This window comes from Mycobacterium dioxanotrophicus (assembly GCF_002157835.1).
Classification (GTDB): Bacteria; Actinomycetota; Actinomycetes; order Mycobacteriales; family Mycobacteriaceae; genus Mycobacterium; species Mycobacterium dioxanotrophicus.
The window spans coordinates 7034419-7057516 of sequence record NZ_CP020809.1 but is presented as its reverse complement, the minus strand read 5'-3'; the positions used below and the strand labels follow the sequence as shown (position 1 = coordinate 7057516).

The 23098-nt window shown below is 63.0% G+C and carries 22 protein-coding genes; 13 read left to right on the top strand and 9 right to left on the bottom strand.

The genetic code is table 11. The annotated features are described in order from the left end of the window. Positions 1-60: 60 nt before the first annotated feature. Positions 61-771 carry an HD domain-containing protein gene (locus tag BTO20_RS34195; RefSeq protein ID WP_087080657.1) on the bottom strand — a complete coding sequence of 237 codons (711 nt, stop codon included), beginning with the start codon at positions 769-771 and terminating at the stop codon, positions 61-63. Between the two features lie 316 nt (positions 772-1087). On the opposite strand from BTO20_RS34195, the gene BTO20_RS34190 reads away from it, so the two are divergent. Then, positions 1088-1273: a hypothetical protein gene (locus BTO20_RS34190; protein WP_087080655.1), complete on the top strand. Its 186-nt coding sequence runs from the start codon at positions 1088-1090 to the stop codon at positions 1271-1273. A 386-nt stretch (positions 1274-1659) separates the two neighbouring features. On the opposite strand, the gene BTO20_RS34185 is transcribed toward BTO20_RS34190, so the two are convergent. Beyond that, entirely contained in the window at positions 1660-2433 is a 774-nt protein-coding gene (locus tag BTO20_RS34185) for an AraC family transcriptional regulator (RefSeq protein ID WP_087080653.1), read from the bottom strand. An 85-nt stretch (positions 2434-2518) separates the two neighbouring features. Here BTO20_RS34185 and BTO20_RS34180 point away from each other — a divergent pair, with 85 nt between their 5' ends. Continuing rightward, positions 2519-3268 carry a sulfite exporter TauE/SafE family protein gene (locus BTO20_RS34180; protein ID WP_232490945.1) on the top strand — a complete coding sequence of 250 codons (750 nt, stop codon included), beginning with the start codon at positions 2519-2521 and terminating at the stop codon, positions 3266-3268. Positions 3269-3409: 141 nt separating this feature from the next. After that, positions 3410-3832: an NAD(+)--rifampin ADP-ribosyltransferase gene (gene arr, locus BTO20_RS34175; protein ID WP_087080648.1), complete on the top strand. Its 423-nt coding sequence runs from the start codon at positions 3410-3412 to the stop codon at positions 3830-3832. Between the two features lie 45 nt (positions 3833-3877). On the opposite strand, the gene BTO20_RS34170 is transcribed toward arr, so the two are convergent. Beyond that, positions 3878-4720 carry an SDR family oxidoreductase gene (locus BTO20_RS34170; protein WP_087080646.1) on the bottom strand — a complete coding sequence of 281 codons (843 nt, stop codon included), beginning with the start codon at positions 4718-4720 and terminating at the stop codon, positions 3878-3880. Positions 4721-4810: 90 nt separating this feature from the next. Between BTO20_RS34170 and BTO20_RS34165 the strand changes: the two genes are divergently transcribed. Beyond that, entirely contained in the window at positions 4811-5752 is a 942-nt protein-coding gene (locus BTO20_RS34165; protein WP_087080644.1) for a LysR family transcriptional regulator, read from the top strand. A gap of 30 nt (positions 5753-5782) precedes the next feature. Here BTO20_RS34165 and BTO20_RS34160 read toward each other — a convergent pair whose 3' ends face one another. Then, entirely contained in the window at positions 5783-6307 is a 525-nt protein-coding gene (locus BTO20_RS34160; protein WP_087080642.1) for a winged helix-turn-helix transcriptional regulator, read from the bottom strand. Positions 6308-6435: 128 nt separating this feature from the next. Between BTO20_RS34160 and BTO20_RS34155 the strand changes: the two genes are divergently transcribed. Then, entirely contained in the window at positions 6436-7350 is a 915-nt protein-coding gene (locus BTO20_RS34155) for an NmrA family NAD(P)-binding protein (RefSeq protein ID WP_087080639.1), read from the top strand. Between the two features lie 26 nt (positions 7351-7376). On the opposite strand, the gene BTO20_RS34150 is transcribed toward BTO20_RS34155, so the two are convergent. Both BTO20_RS34150 and BTO20_RS34145 read right to left on the bottom strand, forming a co-directional pair. Next, positions 7377-8261 carry a universal stress protein gene (locus BTO20_RS34150; protein WP_087080637.1) on the bottom strand — a complete coding sequence of 295 codons (885 nt, stop codon included), beginning with the start codon at positions 8259-8261 and terminating at the stop codon, positions 7377-7379. Then, complete coding sequence (locus tag BTO20_RS34145) at positions 8258-10087, bottom strand: amino acid permease (RefSeq protein ID WP_087080635.1); 1830 nt, start codon at positions 10085-10087, stop codon at positions 8258-8260. Before BTO20_RS34145 ends, BTO20_RS34150 begins: the two co-directional genes overlap by 4 nt. A 590-nt stretch (positions 10088-10677) precedes the next feature. On the opposite strand from BTO20_RS34145, the gene BTO20_RS34140 reads away from it, so the two are divergent. The 5 genes from BTO20_RS34140 to BTO20_RS34120 all read left to right on the top strand — a co-directional run bounded on the left by BTO20_RS34140 (position 10678) and on the right by BTO20_RS34120 (position 16760). After that, positions 10678-11040 (top strand): bifunctional 3-phenylpropionate/cinnamic acid dioxygenase ferredoxin subunit, encoded by a 363-nt coding sequence (locus BTO20_RS34140; RefSeq protein WP_087080633.1) that lies wholly within the window; start codon positions 10678-10680, stop codon positions 11038-11040. Then, positions 11037-12230 (top strand): NAD(P)/FAD-dependent oxidoreductase, encoded by a 1194-nt coding sequence (locus BTO20_RS34135; protein WP_198344167.1) that lies wholly within the window; start codon positions 11037-11039, stop codon positions 12228-12230. Before BTO20_RS34140 ends, BTO20_RS34135 begins: the two co-directional genes overlap by 4 nt. A 47-nt stretch (positions 12231-12277) precedes the next feature. After that, complete coding sequence (locus tag BTO20_RS34130) at positions 12278-13417, top strand: aromatic ring-hydroxylating oxygenase subunit alpha (protein WP_087080631.1); 1140 nt, start codon at positions 12278-12280, stop codon at positions 13415-13417. Positions 13418-13590: 173 nt separating this feature from the next. Beyond that, entirely contained in the window at positions 13591-15639 is a 2049-nt protein-coding gene (locus BTO20_RS34125; protein ID WP_087080629.1) for an NADH:flavin oxidoreductase, read from the top strand. Positions 15640-15674: 35 nt separating this feature from the next. Continuing rightward, positions 15675-16760, top strand: a complete 1086-nt coding sequence (locus BTO20_RS34120; protein ID WP_087080627.1) for an S-(hydroxymethyl)mycothiol dehydrogenase — start codon at positions 15675-15677, stop codon at positions 16758-16760. A gap of 127 nt (positions 16761-16887) precedes the next feature. On the opposite strand, the gene BTO20_RS39635 is transcribed toward BTO20_RS34120, so the two are convergent. The 3 genes from BTO20_RS39635 to BTO20_RS34105 all read right to left on the bottom strand — a co-directional run bounded on the left by BTO20_RS39635 (position 16888) and on the right by BTO20_RS34105 (position 19498). Beyond that, complete coding sequence (locus BTO20_RS39635; protein WP_157680401.1) at positions 16888-17235, bottom strand: hypothetical protein; 348 nt, start codon at positions 17233-17235, stop codon at positions 16888-16890. Positions 17236-17571: 336 nt separating this feature from the next. Then, the gene (locus BTO20_RS39630) at positions 17572-17847 is read right to left on the bottom strand and encodes a hypothetical protein (protein WP_157680400.1); all 276 of its coding nucleotides are present in this window, start codon (positions 17845-17847) and stop codon (positions 17572-17574) included. Between the two features lie 1291 nt (positions 17848-19138). Beyond that, positions 19139-19498 (bottom strand): hypothetical protein, encoded by a 360-nt coding sequence (locus tag BTO20_RS34105; RefSeq protein WP_232490944.1) that lies wholly within the window; start codon positions 19496-19498, stop codon positions 19139-19141. 284 nt (positions 19499-19782) lie between these two features. Between BTO20_RS34105 and BTO20_RS34100 the strand changes: the two genes are divergently transcribed. The 3 genes from BTO20_RS34100 to BTO20_RS34090 all read left to right on the top strand — a co-directional run bounded on the left by BTO20_RS34100 (position 19783) and on the right by BTO20_RS34090 (position 22889). Further along, complete coding sequence (locus BTO20_RS34100) at positions 19783-21144, top strand: FAD-binding oxidoreductase (protein WP_087080621.1); 1362 nt, start codon at positions 19783-19785, stop codon at positions 21142-21144. Positions 21145-21169: 25 nt separating this feature from the next. Beyond that, a complete protein-coding gene (locus BTO20_RS34095; RefSeq protein ID WP_232490943.1) occupies positions 21170-21964 on the top strand; it encodes a bestrophin-like domain in 795 nt (264 codons plus the stop codon). A gap of 85 nt (positions 21965-22049) precedes the next feature. Then, positions 22050-22889 carry a GAF and ANTAR domain-containing protein gene (locus BTO20_RS34090; RefSeq protein ID WP_087080619.1) on the top strand — a complete coding sequence of 280 codons (840 nt, stop codon included), beginning with the start codon at positions 22050-22052 and terminating at the stop codon, positions 22887-22889. Positions 22890-23098: the final 209 nt, after the last annotated feature.

Genomic DNA, 23098 nt, shown 5'->3' with positions numbered 1-23098 from the left:
GTATCCACTTCGGCAAGCCCGCCGTCACGGAGTCTCTGTTCGATGGGTGTGCTTCGGCACTCAGTTGCCCCACCGGGAACCGCCCGCAGCGATGAGTTGCTCACTGTAGGTGGCACCGAATTCGCGTCGCTCGCGCAGAACTTCGCCTGGGGGGCTATAGCGCGGGGCGTTGTTCGGATGGCTTGCAGCGTGATCGGCGACCGCATCGATGACCGATGTAGCCATATTGAAACGAGGGTAGGCAGAGTGGATTACGGCTCCGATTTGTGCGGTTACCGCGTTCAGGTGTACCTCCGGCAGACCAAGGACACCGCCGAAGTCGATGGCGACGCCTTGGTATGTCAGCGAAGTCAGGGCGCCCATCCGCTCAGGTATGACCGCCGTGTTGTGGAGGGCGATGGCTTCCCAGACGGCATCGACCTTCTGCGCCTCCAGGCCATGGCCGCTGAGAAACTCGGCCGCGCGGTCCGCACCATCAACCTCGAAGCGAGTGTTTCTCTTGGCGAGCGGTGACAGTCCAACGTCATGCAGGACACACGCGAGGTAGAGCAGCTCGTCGTCAAAATCTCGGCCAGGTGTCAGCCCAACGTGTGGGGCGAGCAGCCGAGCGAACAAATAACTCCGCACGCTGTGATTGGCGATCGCCGGCGACTCAGCGCCTCGGACCAATTCGAGCGCGGCTAGCGCTAGTGGTGTGCTCGGCAAGGTGACCAGATCGGTGTCAGTGGAGGGCTGGTCCTTCTCAGTGGGTGAAGCGTGCGGCAATGTCATACGACGAGTCTGCGGTCACCCCCTGGGTCCAGCCAGAGGCAGAATTGCCGGTATCCGCTAGGTTGCTGCCAATTTCTGGCGATGTGATCTCAGCGACCTCGGTGACATCTTGCTGCGACTTCCGCGCAGGGGTGGAGGTTTGGTGTGACAACTTGATGGATGTTGGAATCGAAAGGGCAGCAACGGCTATGACATCACCATCCGCTCGTCGAACACGCACTGGCTGCTGCGGCGTTTATTGTGCTCCCCACCCGCGGTCGTCGGCTGAGCTAGGCGAGCGTTTCCGGGACGCGCTCAACGATGCCACCGCCCAAGGATGAAAACCATCGTGCACGAGCATATTTGGACGGTGCCCCGACTGGCGGTATTGCTGGTGGCCGACATGCATCCCGATGTCAATGCTGATCTCATTGCTGATTCCTACGACGCATTCGACCACGAACATGTCGTAACCGAACACCCGAACCCGTACAGACTGCCCCTGACGACGGTCCGCGTGTAGCGGTTCCGTCGTGGCTACCGGCCGCCGTCGGGGTGCCGACGCCGGTGAATGCGTTGGTGGTCGATCTGGCGCATGCGGGCCGAGTCGGCCTACATCCACGAAGCAGATGTGACCCGCATCGGCCGACGGTCCGAATAACATGTGCGGCCAGATATTGTTATGGCGCAATCTGATTAGCTCGCCGTGTGGCCGACCCGCCCTGACATGATGTCCGGATGTATCACGTGCCGGCCACCTCCGTGACTTGCTGGCATGGCGAACCTGGCCCGCTCCACGGCGACGCCGCCAACCACCCGCGACGAGTGACAACATTCACGCGCTGTTGCCCTTGAAGACGAACACGCCGCGAACCGAGCAACGGACCCACCTCGGCTGTGCGCCAGTTGTCAGCCCGCCCGCGGCGTCCGTGTCATGCGCGACGGTGCGATTCCGAACTCGGCAGAGAAGGCGGCGGTAAACGCCGCCGGTGTCGCGTACCCGAGGCGGCCCGCCACCTCCGCAACAGTGGCGTCGCGTAATAGTGGAACTGCGGCGAGCAGTCGTGCGCGGCGACGCCACGCGGCAGGGCTCACGCCGGTTTCGGCGCGGAACCGGCGGCTGAACGCTCTCTCGCTGAGATTCAGCCGGGCGGCCCACTGCGCGTTGTCGATTCGAACGTCCGGTTCGGTGAGGTAGTCGCGACATAGGGCGCCTAGATCCGCGGCGCTGGGCAGTGCGACATGAAGTGCAACGGGAGTCAATGCGGCGATCTCATGCAACAGCAACGTAGTAACTGCGCCCTCGCGGCCAGCTGGATCGTAGTCGGCATCGAAATCCGCTGCAACGAGCAGGAGTTCACGCAGAAGTGGCGTGACTTTCACCACGATGCAGTGGTCAGGCCACCAGGGGACGGCGTGGGGTTCTATGTAGAGGCTGCGAGTGCTCACCTGCCGGGTCCGCATCAGGTGTTGAACGCCCGCCGGGATCAGCACAGCGAGGTCGGTGGGAACTGTCCAGGTGCCATCGCGCGTCTCGACCACCATCACTCCGGTCACGCTGTGGAGGAACTGTGCACGCCGGTGCGAATGCCAGTCCAGTACGAAGCCGTCGGGATAGTCGGTTCCTACGGGTAATACGACTCTCGGTGCCTCGTCGAAGTCATCTGCGGCGACATTGCGCACCTGTCCACCCTATATGTCCGAATCGCGAAGGTATTCGTCTGACTTTCGATTGTCGGTAGACATCCCAGGACGGTTCGATGAGGGCGTGACCTTCGAGATCCTGGTCGTAATTGGCGCGCTTTCGGGCGTCACTACGGTGTTGTTTGGGTTTGGCGGCGGGTTCGTGACTGTTCCGGTCATCGTGTGGGCCGACGCGGGACTCGGCTCTGAGGCGATGCGAACCGCAGTGGCCACATCGGCCGTCGTAGTCTTCGCTGCTTCGGCTATTGCCACCGCGTCGACCCGCAGTGAGATCCTCGCGAGCTTGCGCGGGAAACGTGTTCTTCTGGCACTGCTGGCCGTGGGCGGTGTGGTGGGCGGCCTGGCTGCGCGAGTCGCCCCCGCCGAGCTGGGGCGGTGGTCATTCGTGGCGTACCTCGGTATAAGCCTGATCGACGCCGTCGCCCGGCCAGGTTTCGTACGCCCAGTCGGTGTGGCCGCCGAACGTCAGTCCATTCGAGCCGGATTCGGGCTCCCGGTCGGCGCGGTGGCAGCGTTCCTCGGAGTGGGTGGCAGCGTGCTCACGGTCCCGTTGTTGCGTCGAGCCGGCCACTCCATGGAATCGGCTACAGCTCTTGCAAATCCGATGACGATCGCCATCACAGCACCCGCTGTTGTACCGCTGATCGCATCGGTGGACGTTACCTCTGCCGCCGCGCTGCTGCTGGGTGCTACACCGGTGGTGGTTGTGTTGCGGCGCTATGGGATAACGATCCCCGACATCGTCCACGCCCGTGCCTATGTTGGACTGATCGGCACAGTGTGCGTCGCGATGACACTGTCTGCGCTGTACTAAGACTCCCGGAGTCCGGTCCGGGAGCCATGCACGAACTCCGCCCTTTCTACCTTCAGGATAAGGCGTGATGGGGGGCTTGCGGCAAGGCCCGGGTGGTGTTGCATGCTTGCGGGTCTCAGCAGTCTGTCCAAAGGATTTTGTGTGTCCAATTCGCTCGATGAAGGTCCGTTCTTCCACGGCACAACCGCGGAACTGAATGTGGGTGAGTTCTTCACCGCAGGTCGTCGGTCGAACTACCGTCCCGAGATCGTGATGAACCACATCTACTTCACCGCGCTGGTTGATGGGGCCGGCCTGGCGGCGGAAATCGCCGCAGAACTCGCCGAGGGCCACCCCCGCCCGAGGGTGTACCAGGTAGAGCCAACCGGAGAGTTCGAGAACGACCCGAACGTGACCGACAAGAAGTTCCCCGGCAACCCCACTCGGTCGTACCGGAGTACGGCTCCACTGCGGATCGTCGGGGAGATCACCGAGTGGACGCGACTCACGCCCGAGCAACTGCAGACGTGGCGGGAACGACTGTCTGCACTGCTTTCCAGTGAAGGTGGCGAGATCATTAACTGAACCCGTATCCGCATGGCAATACCCGGTGCGTGGGAGGTGCGACAGTTAGAGGAACGCGTCGCGGTGGTCGATTGCCCAGTCGAGGTAGCTGATGGGTCGATGGCCAGTGATGTCGTGAACTGCTGGCGCGACGACGGCCTTCTCGGTCGTTTCGAAGGCCCATTGGCCCATGAGGAGGTCGAGATATTCCGGTGGCAGCACTTGTCCGTACAGTGCGCGTGCTTCAATCTCCGAGAGCTCAGTGATGCCGATGGGCTCGGCGATGGCCTGGCTGATGAGACCGACTTGGTCTCGCATGGTCAAGGAGCTCGGTCCCGTGAGGACGATCTTCTCTCCGTCCAGTTGTGAAGTGGTGATCGCACGTACGGCGACAGCAGCGATATCCTCGTCGGCTATCGGGGCCTGCTGGGATTCTGGGAAGGGCAGGCCAACAGTGCGATGTTCCCGAATTTGATTGGCCCAAAAGCGAATTGCATTGCGGGCGAAGGCGCCGGGCCGCAAGCATACAGCGTTGAAACCGCTGTGGGCGATCGCATTTTCGACCTCGAGGTGACGTTGTTTGTTGTATTCGACGAACGGTTCATGGCGAGTGGTGTCGATCGTGGACAGCACGATCACCTTTTCGACGCCGGCAGCCTTCATCTCTTCGACCAGTCGTGGCAGGCTGTCTCGTTGGGCGAAGCTGTAGAGGAAGACGGTCTCGACACCTTCGAGGGCCTGTCGCATCGTGTGTGGCTGATTGAGATCGCTCGGAAATGTCTGCAGCCACGGCCACCGTTGTGGATCGGGTCGGCGACATGTCGCGCGGACCTCGAGCCCGGTGTCACGCAGCTGGCTGATGATGCTGGATCCGACACCGCCAGCGGCTCCGGTTATCAGTACGCGCATCGCCGTGTCCTTCCTATGCGGTCGGACTCGACTGTAGGTTTCCGGTCATATCAGCACCAATCATGATCTCGCATGTGTCAAATTCACGAGGTGAATCTTTCCGGTGTCGACCTCAATCTCCTCGTCGTGCTGCAGGCGGTTCTTGAAGAACGCAGCGCCACGAAGGCCGCAGCACGGTTGCATCTGACACAGCCGGCGGTCTCGAATGCGTTGGCGCGCTTACGTGTGTTGTTGGGTGATCCGCTCGTGGTGCGCAGCGGTCGAGGCCTCAGCCCCACGCCTGCCGCGCTGGCCATTCAGCCTCGGCTCGACACCGCACTGCGGCTCGTTGACGGCATAGTGCACGACCTCGACGACTTCGATATAGCGACGACGACCCGCGAGTGGGTCATAGCCTTTGCCGACCTATATGGCCCACTGGTGTTACCCGGGCTTGACCGTCAACTACAGCAGAAAGCACCCCGGTCCAGCGTCCGGGTTACACCGCTGGATCGCATCAGCGTTGTCGACGCACTGGCCACGGGAGAGATCGATTTGTACCTGGGCATCCCCACAACAGTCCCGTCGGCATGGCACTCGGAACCCGCATTCGCTGACGACACTGTCGGTGTCATCGCAGCCCACCATCCTGACGCCCGCAGCGTCATGACACTCGAGCGTTTCATCGAGCTTCCCCACGTCCACGTTCGAATCAGCCCGGGTCGAGGTCGGGAAGTCGACGACGCTTTGGCCCGCCTCGGGCGCACCCGACGCATCTCCCTCACCGTGCCGCACTACAGCTCGTTGTTCCCTGTCGTCGAAAACGGTCATTGCATCGCTGTTGCGCCCCGCCGCCTGGCCCGATACCACGCACGCAACTCAGCAATCTCTCTCTTCGAGCTACCGCTTGCACTGCCGCCCTATGACGTCCGACTGTTCTGGCACGAGCGCGTCGACAACGACGCGGGGACTGCGGCCCTCCGCAGCATCCTCCGGGAAGTCCTGGCCGCCGAGCCTTCCGAAGCCGGAAACCCGTCACCCGAACGCGGTTGATCTTGGAGGAGCACCGGTGGAGCAGCGGGTTCAGGGTTGGGTGTCTGGCTGCGCCCGTTGTCGACGTGCTTGGCGCAGTGTGGGGTCGAGCCTTTCCTCCATGAAGGCATCGGCGTCCGGTCCTGGCAGGAATGCGGTGTTGATCGCTGAGAGCTGTCGACCGCTGGCTTGATCGGTCAGGACCGGAATGATCTCCTCGCCGCTGTCCTGATCGACCAGCACAACCTGGCTGTTTCCCACAGCTGAGTGCTTTGTGCCCCACGCGTACAGGGCGACAATCACTACCGCCAGATCCTTACCGCGGGGCGTGGGCAGGTACTCGAAGCGTCTTGGTGTGGCCGTGTATTGCTGTCGCTGCAGCAGTCCGGCCCCGACGAGGGCTTTGAGCCGGCGGGTCAGCATGGTCGGTGCGATGCCCAGATTGCGCTGCAACTCGTCGAATCGGGTGAACCCGTCCAGCACGTCGCGCATGATGACCAGCGTCCACCAGTCGCCGACCATGTCCAGCGCTCCGGCGATCGGGCAGCCCATCGACTCGAAACTGGTGTGCTGCAAAGGGTCTCCTCTCTCCTCGTCCTATCGACGGGCGATCGAACATTACCCGGCAAGTAACTTGCATAATAGTAGTAACCCTCATAGCTTCTGTCTGTCCCACCCCGCCAACGACGACAACGAGGTGCTCTATGCAACAGACGCTGGTACTCGGCGCCACCGGCCGCCATGGCCGAACCGGTGCACGGATGGTCGAGCGGCTACTGGGCCAGGGGCATCAGGTGCGGGTGATGGTCCGCACCGCCGGGCCTGTGGTCGAGGAACTGCGCGACCACGGTGCCAGTGTGGTGATCGGCGACCTGCTGGATCGGCGGACGCTGCGTGCGGCTGTCGACGGCATCGATGGGGCCTACTTCGCCTATCCGGTTGCGCCGGGAGTCGTGTCCGCCGCCGCCAACCTGGCGTCGGTTCTGCGCGAGGCCGCACTGTCACCGAATCTGGTGGTGATGTCGATGGCTGCAGCGGCCACGGAGAATCCCAGTGGGCTCGGACGAGCTCACTACGTGGCCGAAGAAGTGTTCGCCTGGGCCGGGCTCAAGCCGACGGTCCTGCGGGTGGCGGCCCTGTTCTACGAGAACATTCTGCTCCTGCACGGTTCGTCCATCCGGGCGGGTGGCTGCTTCGCCAACAGCTTCGGGGCGGCCCGGGTGCCGTGGATCAGCGGACGCGATGCGGCCGACCTCGCGGTCGCGGCGTTGGTGAACCCGGATCGGTTCGCCGATAGCCGCATCGCGTACCCACCGGGTGCCGAACTGCTCAGCCACAGTGACATCGCCGCGACGATCAGCGCTGAGATCGGCAGTCCCGTCCATTACACCCACATACCTCAACAGCAATGGGAAGCCGAACTTGCGGGCACTGCGGGATCTGTGATCAATCCTGGTATGGCCCAGCACATATCGGCGATCGGAGCCATGCTGTCCAACCCTTCGGCGGCGCTGCCGGTACACCCGGACCCTCGCCGGCTGGCCGCGCTGATCGGTCATGAGCCGATGTCATTCGCCGAGTTCGTCAGTCAGCATCGAAACGAATTCCTATGCCCCTGAGGATGTCCGGTCGCTACCGGCCGCCGCTAGCCCTGCATCTGCGGCAGGATCATGACCGGAACGGGGACGTGTCGCAGGATCTTCGACGCGGCCGAGCCGAGGAACACCTGAGCCAACGGCCCTGCTGCCGCTGAGCCGAGGACGAGGAGGTCGCCGGATTCCCAGGCGATGTCGTTGACAGCGGTGGACCAATCGATGCCCATGCCGATGACGAGATCCACATCGGGAAGTGGAATTGTTTCGCGGGCACGATCGAGTTGTCGCCGCAGCGCGCGCACGGCATTGCTGGTCCATTGGTCGGTGACGAGATCCTCGGCGGAGGGTTCGATTGATCCGCTCAGCATGAGTGGGGGACGGACGGCGAAGGATGCGATTCGCATCTGCACATCCCATTGCACCGCAAGTTCGGCGGCGGTGCCGACGATCGGAGTGGTACCGGACATGCCGCCGTAACCGACCGTGAGCCGTTCTAGGGTAAGTGGGCTGCGCGGGTATCCGCGCGGTGAGATCGCCACCGGTACGCGGGCCGTGTGTGCCAGGCGTTCGGTTACGCTGCCCAGTGCGATTCGGCCCAGCAGTCCCGATGACGATGACCCGACCACGATGAGATCGGCGTTGTGCTGTGCGGTCAGTTCCGTCAGGCCGCGCGGTATCGATGTGGATCGGTGAACGACTGGTGTGATGTCGACATCGGTCCGCATCTGTGCGATCGCTTGGTTCAGCGATCGCAGCACTTGGATGGACAGTTGATGGTGGTATTCGCGGTCGAGTTGGTCGATGCCTATCACTGAGGGCCCGGCGAGTATGGCAGCGGCGATGACTTGTTCACCGGTGGTGCGGGCGATCTGCGCCGCTAGATGCAGTGGCGCACTGCCGTTGTGGGTGGCGCTGAACCCGGCGACGATCGTCACTGCTGGAATTCCTCGGACGAGGCCGGCGTCGCGACGACGTGTGTGACCGGGATGGCTGGATAGTCGCTGCGCGCGCGATCGACCACGTCGAACCGGTGCCAGACCGACTGCTCGGGCGGCAGCGTCGCGATGACGATCTGATCGGGGCGAAAGGTGTCCACGGCGTTGGCCAGGGCACGCAGCGGGCGAAAGTCGCCGTGGATACCGTCGGCGTCGAGATCGGCCGAGCGCAGCACTCCGACGGTGTGGTCGAGCCTGTCCTGTGCGGCCTGCTGGGTCGCCTCCCACACGTCGAGTGGACCGTGGGTGGCCGCGGCGCCGGTCTCGATAGGGCTGTCGGGGACGACGACGAGGTACTTGGCAGTGCGTGCTGCCTTGATGTCGCGCAGTTCGGCAATCAGTTCGTCGGATGCCGCAGTTTCGTTGGCCAGCACAAGAACTCGGGTTGCCGGTGTCTCGGGGATGGCGCTCTCGACGTGCGGGCGGCGGTTGATCGCCCACCGGTTGATGAAATACAGCACGATCACGACAGCCCAGGACAGCAGGCTCAGCACCAGTTGGGACCGGGAATCCGCGCGGATCCCCATCTGGGCGAGGATCGCCATGATGGCGAGTACAGTGCCGATGGACAACACTGGGAACAGCCACATCTTGACCTTCAGGTGCGCAGAACCGTCGCGATAACGCAGGATGACCTGCGAGATCCCGATCAGGCAGTACACGAAGAGGATGACCGCACCGCTGGAGTTGAGTAGGAATTCGAACACGGTGTCGGGGGAGATCGCGGCGGCGATGACGCACAGGAAGCCGACAATCGACGATGCCATGATCGCCACCGCGGGCACGCCGCGGCGTGTGACCCTGACGAGTTGCTGCGGTGCTTCGCGACGTGCGGCGAGCACGAACAACATCCGCGATGCGGTGTACATCCCCGAGTTCAGGCAGCTCAGCACGGCGGTGAGCACCACGGCGTTCATGATGTGGTCCGCGTAGGGCAAGCCCATGTCACTGAACGCTGCGACGTAGGGTGAAGCCGCGATGGACTTGTCGTTCCAGGGCACGATCGTCACCAGTAGGAACATTGAGCCGACATAGAAGATGGCGATCCGCGCGATGACGGAGTTCGCCGCCTTGGCCACTGCTCGTTCGGGATTGTGTGATTCGGCGGCGGCGATGGTGGCCACCTCGGCGCCCGTCATCGAGAAGATGACCGTGACAATGGCTGCGGTGATCGCCCAGCCACCGTTGGGCAGGAAGCCGCCGTGGGCGGTCAGGTTGGAGAAGTCCATCGATTTGTGCGGCCATATTCCCAGCACGTACGCACCGCCGATGGCGAGGAACAGCACGATCGCAGCGACTTTGATTCCGGCGAACCAGAATTCGAACTCTCCGAAGGACGATACCGAGAACAGGTTGGTGAGGGTCATGGCCGTCAGCAGGATCAGTGAACATAGCCAGAGCGGAATTTCGGGGAGCCAGTATTGGACGATCTTGGCTCCTGCGATCGCCTCGAATCCCACGATGATGACCCAGAAGTACCAGTAGAGCCAGCCAACAGAGAAGCCGGCCCACGGTCCGAGCGCGTTGCGGGCGTAGTCGGCGAACGAACCGGTGGACGGGTTGGCCACCGCCATTTCGGCAAGCATCCGCATCACCATGATGACCAGAAATCCGCACAAGGCGTAGGGGATGAACGCAGCCGGACCGGTGGCGTGGATGACCACACCCGATCCGACGAACAGTCCCGCCCCGATGACGCCGCCAATGGCGATCATGCGGAGTTGTCGATCGCTGAGGCCCTTGTGCAACCCGGGCGAAGTGCCCATGGCATATCTCCTTCGTGATGTGAGCTGCGTGCAGCCAAAACTGCTTCAATGCCGTTGGGTCGCTGCGCAGAACGGGGAATGGTGCTGAAGTGCACCTGATACATCAGAAGTATATTTGGGATCCGCCCGACTCACCCCCGCCGCGTGCAAAGTTGCTGTAAACCAAAGTGACCGCCCTGTAACCGAGGCGCCGCTAAACGGCTGAAATCAGTAACATATCGTTCACATTCCTTGCTTGACAGCTGTTTTCGACTGTCTGGACGAGGCGGGCGAGTTACCGCGCCGAGACTGTTGACCCGCGCGCCGCTTCACTTGGCTTCTGGGGATTCGGAGGCGCGCCATACGGTTTCGGCACCGAGCAGTATTGCGCCAGATCGACCCGAAGCCCAGCGTGGGCACCCATGCGTCCGTCAGTTAAACAACTTGAAACACAGGTTTTCTCAGGGTCTTTGGAACAGTGGCGCTGCCGCCGGCGGTGAAGGACGCATCGTTTCTCCCTCCGCTTGACAAGGGTTACGGCAGCTCTCACACTGTTGCGTACAACGAGCGCGTTGCGCTATTCGCACCACTTCGGGTTTGAGAGGCCGTCCATGCTTGAGATTTGTTTGCTCGCCGATCTACCTCCCGGGGAATCGCGCCGCGTGGAAGCCGACCCTCCCATCGCGGTCTTCCATACCGAAGATGGCGAGGTATTCGCCATCGATGACACGTGTTCGCACCAGGACGCTTCGTTGGCAGACGGATGGCTGGAAGGTTGCGAGATTGAATGTCCGCTGCACGCTTCACGATTCAACCTCCGCACGGGTGGCGTGGACGCACCGCCGGCGAAGCTTCCGATTCGCACACACACTGTGGTCATCACCGATGGTGTCATCCACGTCGAACTGAGTACCGACAAGCCGAACTTGCCGCCTGATGTCCGTGCGCGCCTCGGTGAGGGCCCGAGGCCGTGAAACACATCGCGATCGTCGGGGCATCGCTGGCCGGGCTGTCGGCGGCACGGGCCTTGCGGAGCAAGGGGTTTGACGGCAGATTGACCATCATTGGAGATGAGACACGACGGCCGTACGATCGGCCCCCGCTGTCCAAGGAATTCCTGTCCGGCGATATGGCCGAAGCTGATCTTGCCCTCGAGTCTGCCACCGATGACGACCTCCGCGCAGAGTGGCTCCTGGGTAGCGCTGCGACGCAACTTGATAGCAACTGCGGCGCAATAGAACTTGCCGACGGCAGGCGTATCCGCGCAGAGGGTGTAGTGGTTGCGACGGGTTCACGGGCGCGACGGTGGCCGGGCAGCGACGCGCTGGCTGGTGTGCACGTGATTCGCACCGTGGACGACGCCATCGCTTTGCGTGCTGACCTGCGGGCGGGCGCCCGATTGGTTGTCATCGGCGCCGGCTTCATCGGCGGCGAAGTCGCCTCGACCGCAAGAAAACTCGGACTCGATGTGACAATCGTCGAGGCTGCGTCGGCTCCATTGCAGAACCAACTCGGCCGGCGGCTGGGCGCTGTCGTCGCAGCCCGCCACGTCGTCAACGGAACTACGCTGATCTGTGGCGTCGGTGTCGCCGGCCTGACCTCAGAGCATCGGGGCCTGCACAATGGCGACGGCGCGCGCCGCGTCACCGGGGTCGACCTCGCCGACGGCCGACACCTGCCGGCCGAGGTCGTCGTGGTCGGTATCGGCGGCGTGCCCAATATCGAGTGGCTGACAGGTAGCGGCTTGCGTCTCGGCAACGGTGTGCTCTGCGGGGCGAACGGGCAGACCGGCATCCCGAATGTCGTCGCGGTGGGGGATTGCGCGGCGTGGCTCGACGCCTCAACCGGTGTGGCACACCGCGTCGAACACTGGACCGGTGCTCTGGAGCGACCGGCTATCGCAGTCTCCGCCTTGCTATCCGGTGGGTTCGATCCCAGCTCGCCCGTCAAGCCTCCGTACTTCTGGTCAGACCAGTACGGCTCCAGAATCCAATTCGCCGGTATCGCTGCCCCCGACGACGAGATCGTCATCGAAGACGGCAGTTACGAAGACCATTGCTTCCTGGCCACCTACCGCCGTGACAACCGCATCGTTGCGGTCTTGGCGATCGACCAGCCACGGCTGTTCACTCGCTGGCGGCGGCAGATCGCGGCCACCGCTTGATACCCCGTCCCTCAACTCGCCAATCACCGACAGACCTAAGGAAACCCGTGACCACAGCAGCACCCGGATCCGCCACGAGCCTGCCTGAAAGCCTGATTCCCACCCTGCCCGGAAACTACTACACCCACCCCGAGATCTTCGCGCTTGAGCAGGAAAAGATCTTCGAGCGGATGTGGTTTTGCGTTGTGCGCGCGACGGATCTCGACAAGCCCGGCGCCTTCAAGACGGTCCAGGTTGGTCGCGAGAGCGTGCTGGTGGCCAGGTCGCGCTCAGGCGACATCAATGCCTTCTTCAACGTGTGCCGCCACCGCGGCGCGCAGTTGTGCACCGAGGCTGCCGGCGAGGTCAAGCGTGCGTTCCAATGTCCTTACCACGCTTGGACTTACGATCTTGACGGTAAGCTGATCGCCGCGCCGAACCTGACCAGAATGCCCGATGTCGACCGGGTCGAGTACGGGCTGCGCAAGATTGCGGTCAAACAGTGGCTCGGCTACGTGTGGGTGTGCCTGGCCGAGGCGCCCCCATCGTTCGAGGACACCGTCATGCAGGAGGTCGTGGACCGGCTCGGTGACATCGAAGCGATCGACCACTACACCGTCGCAGAGCTAAGCGTCGGGCGTCGGATTGTCTACGACGTCAAGGCGAACTGGAAGCTGATCATTGAGAACTTCATGGAGTGCTACCACTGCGCCACGATCCACCCGGAACTGACCGAAGTGTTGCCGGAGTTTGCCGATGGTTATGCCGCGCAGTATTACGTGGGGCATGGCGCCGAATTCGGGCCGGAAGTACAGGGTTTCACGATTGACGGGTCAGAGGGCCTCGACCAGATTCCCGGCGTGACCGAGGACCAGGATCGTCGCTATTACGCCATTACCGTCCGCCCGCAGGTGTTCGTCAACTTGGTGCCTGATCATGTGATCGTGCACCGGATGTTCCCGCTGGCCGCCGACCACACGGTGGTGGAATGCGATTGGCTTTACCTGCCTGGCGTGGTCGAATCCGGTCGTGACCTCGACCGGTCTGTCGAGCTGTTCCACCGGGTCAACCAGCAGGACTTCGAGGCCTGCGAGCGCTGCCAACCTGCGATGGACTCGCGTATGTACCGCGACGGTGGTGTACTGGTGCCCAGCGAGCACCACATCGGCGCCTTCCATGATTGGTTGCGCGGCAAGATCGCCGAATGACGTTGCGGGAGTGAATCCGCGGCCCAGCATCCGCAATTCGCCACATTCCATCGTTTCAGACACGTACGCCGACGGTGCGGTCGGACACATTCACGACAGCAGCACGGAAACGCCCGCAGCGGAATCTCGGCGTTCTTCCATATGCGTCCAACACTTCAGAAGGCCGGATCCGTATGACATCGCAACTCCTCGACCCGCTCCTGCAACCCTTTCAGTTGAAGAACATCGCCTTGCGGAACAGGGTGGTCAGTACCTCGCATGAACCCTCCTACACTGAGGACGGCATGCCGAAACGGCGCTATCGCCTCTACCACGAAGAGAAGGCCAAAGGTGGGGTGTCGCTCACCATGATGGGCGGCTCGGCGGTGGTGGCTCCGGACAGCCCGGCGGCCTTCGGCAATCTGCACCTCTACAAGGACGAGATCGTGCCCTGGCTGCGAGAACTGGCCTACGGCGTGCACGAGAACGGCGCGGCAGTGATGTGCCAGGTCACCCATCTGGGCCGTCGTACAAGCAACTACGACGGGGACTGGCTGCCCGTGGTCTTCCCGTCATCGATCCGGGAGCCCGCGCACCGGTCGTTCCCCAAGGTTGCCGAGGAATGGGACCTCGAGCGCATCGTGCGCGCCTATGCCGACGCCGCGCAAAGGTGCCGCGAAGCCGGGCTCGACGGGATCGAACTTGAGGCATACACCCACCTGCTGGACGCGTTCTGGTCTCCTCTGACGAACCACCGTGACGACGACTACGGCATCTCCAGCATGGAGGACCGGCTTCGCTTTCCGCTGAGGGTAATTCGTGCGGTACGCGAGGCCGTGGGGCCCGATTTCGCGGTGGGCATCCGGATGTCGCTCGATGAGGATGAGCCAGGTGGGTTGGGCTACGACGAAGGAGTGGAGATCGCCAGACGCGTGGCGGCCGAGGGTATCGATTTCATCAGTGTGATCAAGGGTTACATGGCCAGCGACGAGGCGCTGTCGCGGGTCATTCCCCCGATGGGCACGCCCGTCGCACCGCATCTCGAATTCGCCGGGCAGGTGAAACAGGCGCTGCAGATCCCGGTCATGCACGCCGCGCGGATCAACGATGTCGCCACAGCGCGGCACGCGATTCGTGACGGCATCATCGACCTTGTCGGGATGACGCGTGCACATATCGCCGACCCGCATATCGTCGCGAAAATCCTTGCGGGCGAGGAAGACCGGATCCGGCCGTGTGTTGGTGCCAGTTACTGCCTGGATGAGATCTATCAGAACCGCGACGCCAAGTGCGTGCACAATGCATCCACCGGGCGCGAAGACAGGATGCCGCACACGGTGCCGCCCGCTATGGGGCCTGCGCGCACCGCGGTGGTGGTCGGGGCGGGACCGGCCGGGCTGGAAGCGGCGCGGGTGCTCGGAGAGCGGGGTCACCGTGTGATCGTCTTCGAAGCTGCGGACGAGCCGGGCGGCCAGATCCGCCTCGCGTCCGCGGCGCCGCGGCGGCGCGACCTCATCAGCATCATCGAGTGGCGTCTCGATGAGTGCAAACTGCACGGTGTCGAAGTCCGGACAAACAGCTACGCCGAGGTCGGCGAGGTGCTGGCCGAGGATCCCGACGTGGTTGTCATTGCGACCGGCGGTGTGCCGAACACCGAATTCCTCGAGGACGGAGCGCATCTGGTCACTGACGGCTGGGACGTACTATGCGGTGCGGTGCGCCCGCGCGGGCAGGTGCTGTTCTATGACGACAACGGTGGCCACCCAGGCATGGACGCAGCCGAAATGCTGGCCCGTAGCGGCGCTCCGCTCGAGATCGTCACCCCGGAGCGAACGTTGGCTCCAGACGTCGGCGGTGTGAACTACCCCGGCTACTTCAAGGTGTTCGCCGAGCACGACGTCCGTGTGACCCTCAACGAACGGCTGACCGCGGTGCGACGCAAGGACGGTCGCCTGGAGGTGGATCTGTACAACGAGTACGCGCACGCCACCCGCCAACGCATCGTCGACCAAGTGGTCGTCGAACACGGCACCCTGCCCTCCGATGAACTCTACTTCGCGCTGGTCGCCGGCTCGTCGAACCTCGGCGAGGTCGATCAGCGGGCGCTGCTGAACCTGAAGCAGCAGAACGTCGTTCGGAACGCCGGTGGCAGATACCAACTGTTTCGTATCGGTGATGCGGTCGCCAGCCGCAATATCCATGCCGCGATCTACGACGCCTTCCGTCTGTGCATTGTCCTGTAACCGTCCGAACAAAACCCTGAAAAGAGAGTGATCCCATGCCGCAACGTGTTCGGGGCGTGATAGCCCGAGAAAAGGGGGCGCCGGTCGAGCTCACCACCATCATCATCCCCGACCCTGGTCCAGGCGAAGTCGTCGTGCGAGTGCAGGCCTGCGGGGTGTGCCATACCGACCTGACCTACCGCGACGGGGGAATCAGCGACTCATTCCCATTCCTACTGGGCCACGAGGCTGCGGGTGTGGTCGAAGAGGTCGGCAGCGGCGTCGAATCAGTTGCGGTCGGCGACTTTGTGATCCTCAACTGGCGCGCGGTGTGCGGGCAGTGCCGGGCCTGCAAGCGGGGTCGCCCGCAGTACTGCTTCGACACCTTCAACGCCACCCAGGAGATGACGCTTGAAGACGGTACCGAGCTGACCCCGGCGCTGGGTATCGGTGCCTTCACCGACAAGACCCTTGTTCATGCCGGCCAGTGCACCAAGGTCGACGCCACCGCCGATCCCGCCGTGGTCGGACTGCTGGGCTGCGGCGTGATGGCCGGGATCGGAGCGGCAGTCAACACCGGCAACGTCTCCCGCGGCGACTCGGTCGCCGTCATCGGCTGTGGCGGAGTCGGCGACGCCGCCATTCTGGGGGCTCGCCTCGCCGGTGCCGGGATCATCATCGCTGTTGACCGTGACCTCCAAAAATTACAGTGGGCCAAGGACATTGGCGCCACACACGTAGTGAACGCCGCGGAGGTCGACTGTGTCGAGGCCGTGCAGGCCATCACTGGAGGGTTCGGTGCCGACGTGGTGATCGACGCAGTCGGCCGCCCCGAAACCTGGCAGCAGGCGTTCTACGCGCGCGACCTGGCCGGAACCGTCGTGCTGGTCGGCGTGCCCACGCCGGACATGACCCTACAGATGCCGCTGATCGACTTTTTCTCGCGCGGTGGAGCGTTGAAGTCCTCGTGGTACGGCGACTGCCTGCCCGAACGTGACTTCCCGACGCTGGTGGATCTCTACCAGCAAGGACGACTGCCACTGGAACGTTTCGTTTCCGAACGGGTCGAGCTTGCTGATGTCGAAGACTCCTTCCACACCATGCACGAGGGCAAGGTGCTGCGGTCCGTGGTCGTGCTGTAAGCCGCCCCTACACCGCGGCACCCGGCACTGATGCCCCTGCCTGGCCGCTCATATTGTGGAGGGCCGCTGCGGCACCGGGCAACGTCACCGGCGCCGCAGCGACCTGACCGGGGGCGGTCGATGCTCGTCACGTCGGATGTCCGCCGCCAAGCCTGCGGAGCCGTCGGTAGCTGGGGTGGCCTTCGTACGCACTCACCCACCGACTGAGGCGCCGTGCGAGATCGTCTGGAAGTGCCGCCTTTTCCCGTTCCAGCGCTGTGAGCGCGACATCGATGGCATCAATGCAATCATCGCAGGTGATCCTGACGAAAACCGCGTTGAGTTCAGCGATCGACAGTCGAGAACGAGTGAATTCCACGATGTCCCAGGCCAGTTCGCGCTCACCATGTGGTCCTGCCTCGTGGCTGCCGCCGCCGTCATGATGAGTGCAGCTCTCGTCGGCTTGAGGGGCGATGATGGGTCGATGCGGGTCCATGCTTGACGTCCTTTGCTCCCACAGAGCGAGCTTCGCTGTATCGAGTCGTCTGTTCGACAGATATCCGGGGGCACGACGTTGTGCGAATAGGTGGACGGGTCGGTAGACCCGATTGACCGCGTCCGGGCGGAAGCAGGGCTCCACGTCGGCCAACGGCCCGGCTACAAGCCAACCAAATCGAACAGTCAGATGTGCGAGAGTCGCCGGTCTATAACGGGAATCACACATCGACGTCACAGGACCTGGCTTGATCGGGTGCCCAGCGGTGCGCCGAGACCCGCGTTGGCCGACGAGTGCATGCGGCGAGGGAGTGAACTGACTCATCACGGTCGGCTGCTAACGAAGCTGTACAGCGGTGCCGTTGGTCAATGCGTAGCGGTGACAGAGTGTGCCGATCGCCACGGTGGGCAGGTCGATGTCTTCGATCTGCTGAATGGCGCCATCCCCGATGTCGGCGTCGGGTCCGTAGATCGCAAGCCATGTCAGATCGAGCCGGCAGTCGGTGAATGCCAGCCAGAGTGCGTCGTCGGAGGCCATCTGAGTGGCGACTGCGGCGACCGGTTCATCGGGTTCGACGACCACGACGACGGGTCGCAGTCCTCGGGCTGTCATCGAGCCAAGTTGTGAATTCAGTTGGTGTAGACCTGGATCCGACTCTGCCCGGAGTAGGCGACGCAGGGTGTCGCCGCAAGTGCCAGACCGGTGGGCACCGCCGAGTCGGGTGCGCACCCAAATGTTCGCGATCGCCGCCTCCTGATGTTCGACGACGGAGGGAAGCTCATGGCTGGCGATGCCCGTCCGGCCGGCCATCGCGGACCGAAAACTGCTGCGTGCCTCACTCAAGGTGTCGGCTCCGCCTGTCAAACGGCTTGGAAGCGAGTAGTACTGGACCGCCGGACTGTACTCGGGGTCGCAGACGTAGATGACGTTCTCCGGCGGTGCGGCGTCACGGTCGGTCAGACTCATCACCGGTCCCACCCACGAGCGATGTCAGCGCCGCAGCTGGTGCGAATTCCCCGCAGTCGGGTCGGATGGGTAGCGGAACTGGTGCCGCGGCCGGGTGCCGTCGAGCTACCGGGTGGCGGGTCACCGATCGACTCCTGTTCGCTCATTGAAAAGCCTTCCGTATCGCGGGGTGGGCAGTGCACGCGCCGAGCGAGCCTTGCGAATTGAGCCTCAGCGTGAATGCTTTTTCCGTGTGCGAGCTGGACCATATCCAAACTCAGGTCAGAGGTTTTAGCAAGTCGTGAAATCGGCTTTGACCAGTACCACTTGTCGAAGGTACCAATCGGACACAGACGGTCAACATATTCGTTGACTGGTCGTTCGGAACGGGGCTGGCCTCACCTGTGCCGTTCCGGCTGCGCGTCCCGACTGAAAACGCTCTGTACTGGGGGTTTGCGTCACTATGAGTGCTGACGTGTACGCGTTGGGCAAGAGATCGGCGGCTGGGTGACCGCTTTGCATGGTGCCGTTGAAAGCCCGAATTGAAACGTGTTCTTTTATGGTCTTATTGGGACGGTTTGGATTGTTTCTGAAGCCGATCATTTGTGTTTATTCATCCGTGGCTTTGGTGCCCGTTTGGTGGCAACCGTGTTGATTCTTCCCGGCGCGATGTTGGACTTGTTTGTGTCCGGAAATTGGCCTCCGATGATGCGAGTCCGGATGAGTCGATACGATGGCCGCCCAAAGTCGGCGGTTCTCGGTGTCGCAACCTGGTCGGACTCCCATGCGGCCATGTCACCGTCGCACTCCGGCGCGCCCGGCCCGCAAGCCGTCGGGCTCTTGGAGACGCTCGCGCCACTTGTGCCCGCGTCCGTGCTGTACGCGAGTGATCAAAGCTCGCTCAGTAGCAGGTTGCGACGCCCCCTGCGCCAAAGACGGTGAGAAGAACCAAGGATCCCTATTCCGTCATCCAGTACGTCAGCACCATCGACTGGCCGTCAGTCTGGAAACCGATTCCCTCGAAGGCGATTTCGCCTGGCGCGGAATCGGCGTCGGGTCGGTTACGCCACGTCAGGCGACAAGCGTCCCCGAGCTGCTCGATATGCAAATCCAAATCGCCGACCAATTCGTCCTCGGCGCCGAAGTACTTGACGTGGTAATCACCGGGAAAGCCGTTGGAGGTGTCGCCCGTTGCTCGGCCCCGGCAGATCTTGCAGCCTTCCTCGACCTGGTCAGCTGTGATCCAGCGCGCCTCGATGACGTCTTCTTCAGTACTGATCCGATATTCGCAAACGCCGATCACCGCAGTGTGGATCATGACGAGAGCGTATGCCTCTGGCATGGCGCTGTAGAGGGCGTCGGGGTCTGTCGTGTGCCCGTTCTTCACCAGTGCACCCGAGTCCCCAGCGAGGATCCAGTGAACTCTCAGCAAATAATCTGCGGAGCTGTCAAATTCCCCGAACAACACCCGCCTTGCTGAGTAGATTTGGCGTGTTGATTCCTGCGATGGTAGGGCCGCGATGACGGAAGTTGTGCCGCAAGTTCGCGTTGCCGACGAGTTGTCCGCTGTCATCTGCCCTCAAGCGAGCAAGGAGTGACGCTGTGGCCACAATATTGACCGGTGAGGTTGTGCGGCCCGGTGATTCGGGCTATGAGGCGGCGCGGGTCGGCTACAACCTGCTGTATTCCTCCCATCCTGAGGCCATCGTGTTCTGCACCGAGACGGCGGATGTGGTCAACGCCCTGGCGTGGGCGCGGCAGAACGACGTTCCTGTCCGAGCGCGCAGCGGTGGACACAGCTTGGAGGGTTGGTCGGCTGTCGACGGCGGCCTCGTCATCGACGTGAGCCGCATGAAGTCGACCCAGATCGACGGGGCTTCGAGTACCGCCACCGTCGGCGCCGGACTCAATCAGTTGGAAGCGGTCAGAGCACTCGGTAAGGCCGGTGTCGCGGCGCCGACCGGGACCGAGGGAACGGTCGGGCTGGTCGGGGCGACCCTCGGAGGCGGTTTCGGTCTGCTGACCCGCAGGTTCGGGATGGCATCCGACAATCTGCTTGCCGCGGAGGTGGTCGTCGCGACGGCGGACGGCGGGGCCACAACGATCATCGCCGACGAGGAGAACAACACAGATCTGCTCTGGGCGCTGCGAGGTGCGGGCAACGGTAACTTCGGAATCGTTACGGCACTGACGTACAAGGTTCATCCCTTGACGCAGGTCATCTACGTAACTGTGAAATGGCCGGGGTTGCTCGACCTCCAGGAGGTGTTCGCAGCCTGGCAGACCGTCGCACCTCACACCGACAACCGCCTCACGTCCCAGCTTGAGATTCACCGTGATGAGGTCAAGTTGGTCGGTGTGCTGGCCGGTGGTTCGGAAAATGAGGCCGTGCAGATGCTGGCGCCGATTCTGTCGGTGGGTGACCCCGAGGTCGCGGTCAAGGATGCAGGCTGGGCTGACATCTATGCGGGTTTCCAGATACCGGTCGAAGAAGAACCCGCGAACTGGAAGTACCACTCGCAGTTCATTTCTCAGCCCTTCCCGCCGGAAGCGATCGGTCTGGTCGCATCGCTCATGGCCAAGGCGCCGACTTCGACTTGCGACTACTTCACCAATGCGTTCGGTGGAGCCGTCACCAGCACCGAACCCGCCGGCGGTTCTGCATTCGCGCACCGCGACGCCCTCTTTTATGCCGAACCCGGCGCCGGGTGGGGCACTCGCGGTGCCGTAGCCGCCGCAGACGATCAGTTGACCGCAGAGTGCCTGGCTTGGATCGCGGACTTCGGTGAGGCGTTGAGTCCTTTCGTGAATGGCGCCTATGTCAATGTTCCGAATGCCGATATGGCGGGGTGGGAAGCCGCCTATTGGGGGTCCAACGTCGACCGGCTACGCATCATCAAGGCCAAGTACGACCCTGACGAGGTATTCAGCTACGAGCAAAGCCTCTCCGTTGTCAGCGGGTGAGCGCGGTGCGTGAGGACCGGAGCCGGTGAGTCGCTGGTTGCTGGTCAACGTCCCGTCGTGGCTGCTTCTCCTGGGCCTCATTGCCCTCGTCGCAGGCGGTGCGCTGCTGCTCTTGTTCTATGTCCGGCGCCGGTTCCCGCGGCTGGAGGAGGGCGCGCACAACCATGTCACGTTGTTCGCCTTCAGCTTCATCGGATTCATGTTCGCGATCCTGGTCACATTCTTCACCAACACCTTTTGGGGTCAGATCAATGACGCCGACTCCGCGGTGCGGGCCGAGTCGGCGACCGGGGTGCAGCTGGCCGGGGACCTCAGTGCGTTTGACAAGGCTGACAGCGACCGGATCCGCAAGAGCCTGCTCCAGTACCAACGCGCGGCAATAGCGGAGTGGCCAGAAGCGGCGGGGGGCAACTTCTCTTCCGAAGCGAACAACGCCCTGGCCGGCGTCTACACCGCGTATCGACAAGTCCAACCGCGAAACGATGCTCAAACCAAGTCGCTTGACACTTCCATGGCGAATCTCGACAGCATCCGCCTGTCACGCACAGAACGGATACTGCAGGCCCGGGTTGACGTAGGACCACCTTGGTCGTTGTGGGTGGTCATTCTGCTGACCAGCGGGTTGGTTCTCGGCTGCGCCATCATCTACGGCGTCGAGAAACCCGGCATGCACTACGCGATGGTCGGGAGTTTGGGTGTGCTGATTGCCGCGGCACTGTTCATGGTCTTGGAGTTCTCGCATCCGTACATCGGTGAACTGGCGACGTCCCCGGAACCGCTGCACGAGGTCATTCAGGTGCTCTCGACCGCACCGGCTTAGTGGAGGCGGACTACCGGAAGATGGGCAAGCAGGGCCAACGCTGGACTCGTAGTTACCGGTGCGTCAGTTATGCCACACTCGTCGAATGACGCACTCGGATCCGCGCACCGACGACTCGCTTCCCGCGAAGACGGCGAATCAGGATGTCAGCGAAGCGGCCGACCTGGTCGTCGCGGCTGCCGCAGGGGAGCGGCAGATCAGCGCCACCGAGCTCGGGCGGAGACTACTCGCAGTAAGTCGCACCGTCGCCGACGAGGACGAACTGCTCAGCCTGCTGCAGAACCTCGCCCAAATTGCCCAGCAGACGATTCCCGGCGCCGACAGCACCGGCGTGACCATCGATCTGGCCAGGCGAACCTATACGGCTGTGCACACAGACCAGCGCACTCTGCGGGTCGACACCGAACAGTACGACTGCGGCGAGGGCCCCTGCCTGCAGGCCGCCCGCACCCGCCAGATCGTGCTCGTGGACTTCGGTCAAGCCGCAGCGACATGGCCGCGGTTCGCGGCCGCCGCGCAAGCCGAAGGCATTCTCAGTTTTCTCGCTGCGCCACTGACAACTGAGGACCAGACCCTCGGATCACTGAACCTGTACGGCCGGTCTCCTTCGGCGTTCGACAGCTTCGACGTCGAAATTCTGGATCTGTTGACCGAAGCGGTGTCTCGTGCGATCGGTGATTTCGCGCGCTTCCGCTCGGCCCATGATGTGGCGACCGGACTGCAGCGAGCCCTGGAGACACGCGCGCCCATCGAACAGGCCAAGGGAATGTTGATGGCCATGCATGCCATCGATGCCGATGAGGCCTTCGCCCGGTTGCGTCGCGAAAGCCAGAACACAAATGTGCCACTCCGCATTGTGGCCACTCGTCTCGTGCGGCAGCTCACTTCGCCGCCCGGCACGGAAACCGATGGCGAGGCCGTCTGAGCTCTCACACCGGGAATGTTGTCACACGTCAGCCGCCATGGTTCTGGCGGTGGCCGTAGGCAACATTCCGCGATGGAGTCGGCGATACGGGATCGGCGCTGGGTGCTCAACGCCGCGGCTGCCGTCCAAAGCATCGCCTTGTGCGGACCTCGATGCAGCCCGTCGCAGCCCTCACCGTCGAGTAATGTGCCCACCGAGCTGCTGACGCA

What these genes read in the sequence shown, in the direction of transcription:
- BTO20_RS34170 (WP_087080646.1), bottom strand. Translation starts at nt 4,720, where the DNA reads ATGCGCGTACTGATAACCGGAGCCGCTGGCGGTGTCGGATCCAGCATC.
- BTO20_RS34105 (WP_232490944.1), bottom strand. Translation starts at nt 19,498, where the DNA reads ATGATCCACACTGCGGTGATCGGCGTTTGCGAATATCGGATCAGTACT.
- BTO20_RS34125 (WP_087080629.1), top strand. Translation starts at nt 13,591, where the DNA reads ATGACATCGCAACTCCTCGACCCGCTCCTGCAACCCTTTCAGTTGAAG.
- BTO20_RS34140 (WP_087080633.1), top strand. Translation starts at nt 10,678, where the DNA reads ATGCTTGAGATTTGTTTGCTCGCCGATCTACCTCCCGGGGAATCGCGC.
- BTO20_RS39635 (WP_157680401.1), bottom strand. Translation starts at nt 17,235, where the DNA reads ATGGACCCGCATCGACCCATCATCGCCCCTCAAGCCGACGAGAGCTGC.
- BTO20_RS34195 (WP_087080657.1), bottom strand. Translation starts at nt 771, where the DNA reads ATGACATTGCCGCACGCTTCACCCACTGAGAAGGACCAGCCCTCCACT.
- BTO20_RS34155 (WP_087080639.1), top strand. Translation starts at nt 6,436, where the DNA reads ATGCAACAGACGCTGGTACTCGGCGCCACCGGCCGCCATGGCCGAACC.
- BTO20_RS34145 (WP_087080635.1), bottom strand. Translation starts at nt 10,087, where the DNA reads ATGGGCACTTCGCCCGGGTTGCACAAGGGCCTCAGCGATCGACAACTC.
- BTO20_RS34120 (WP_087080627.1), top strand. Translation starts at nt 15,675, where the DNA reads ATGCCGCAACGTGTTCGGGGCGTGATAGCCCGAGAAAAGGGGGCGCCG.
- BTO20_RS39630 (WP_157680400.1), bottom strand. Translation starts at nt 17,847, where the DNA reads ATGACAGCCCGAGGACTGCGACCCGTCGTCGTGGTCGTCGAACCCGAT.
- BTO20_RS34090 (WP_087080619.1), top strand. Translation starts at nt 22,050, where the DNA reads ATGACGCACTCGGATCCGCGCACCGACGACTCGCTTCCCGCGAAGACG.
- BTO20_RS34190 (WP_087080655.1), top strand. Translation starts at nt 1,088, where the DNA reads ATGAAAACCATCGTGCACGAGCATATTTGGACGGTGCCCCGACTGGCG.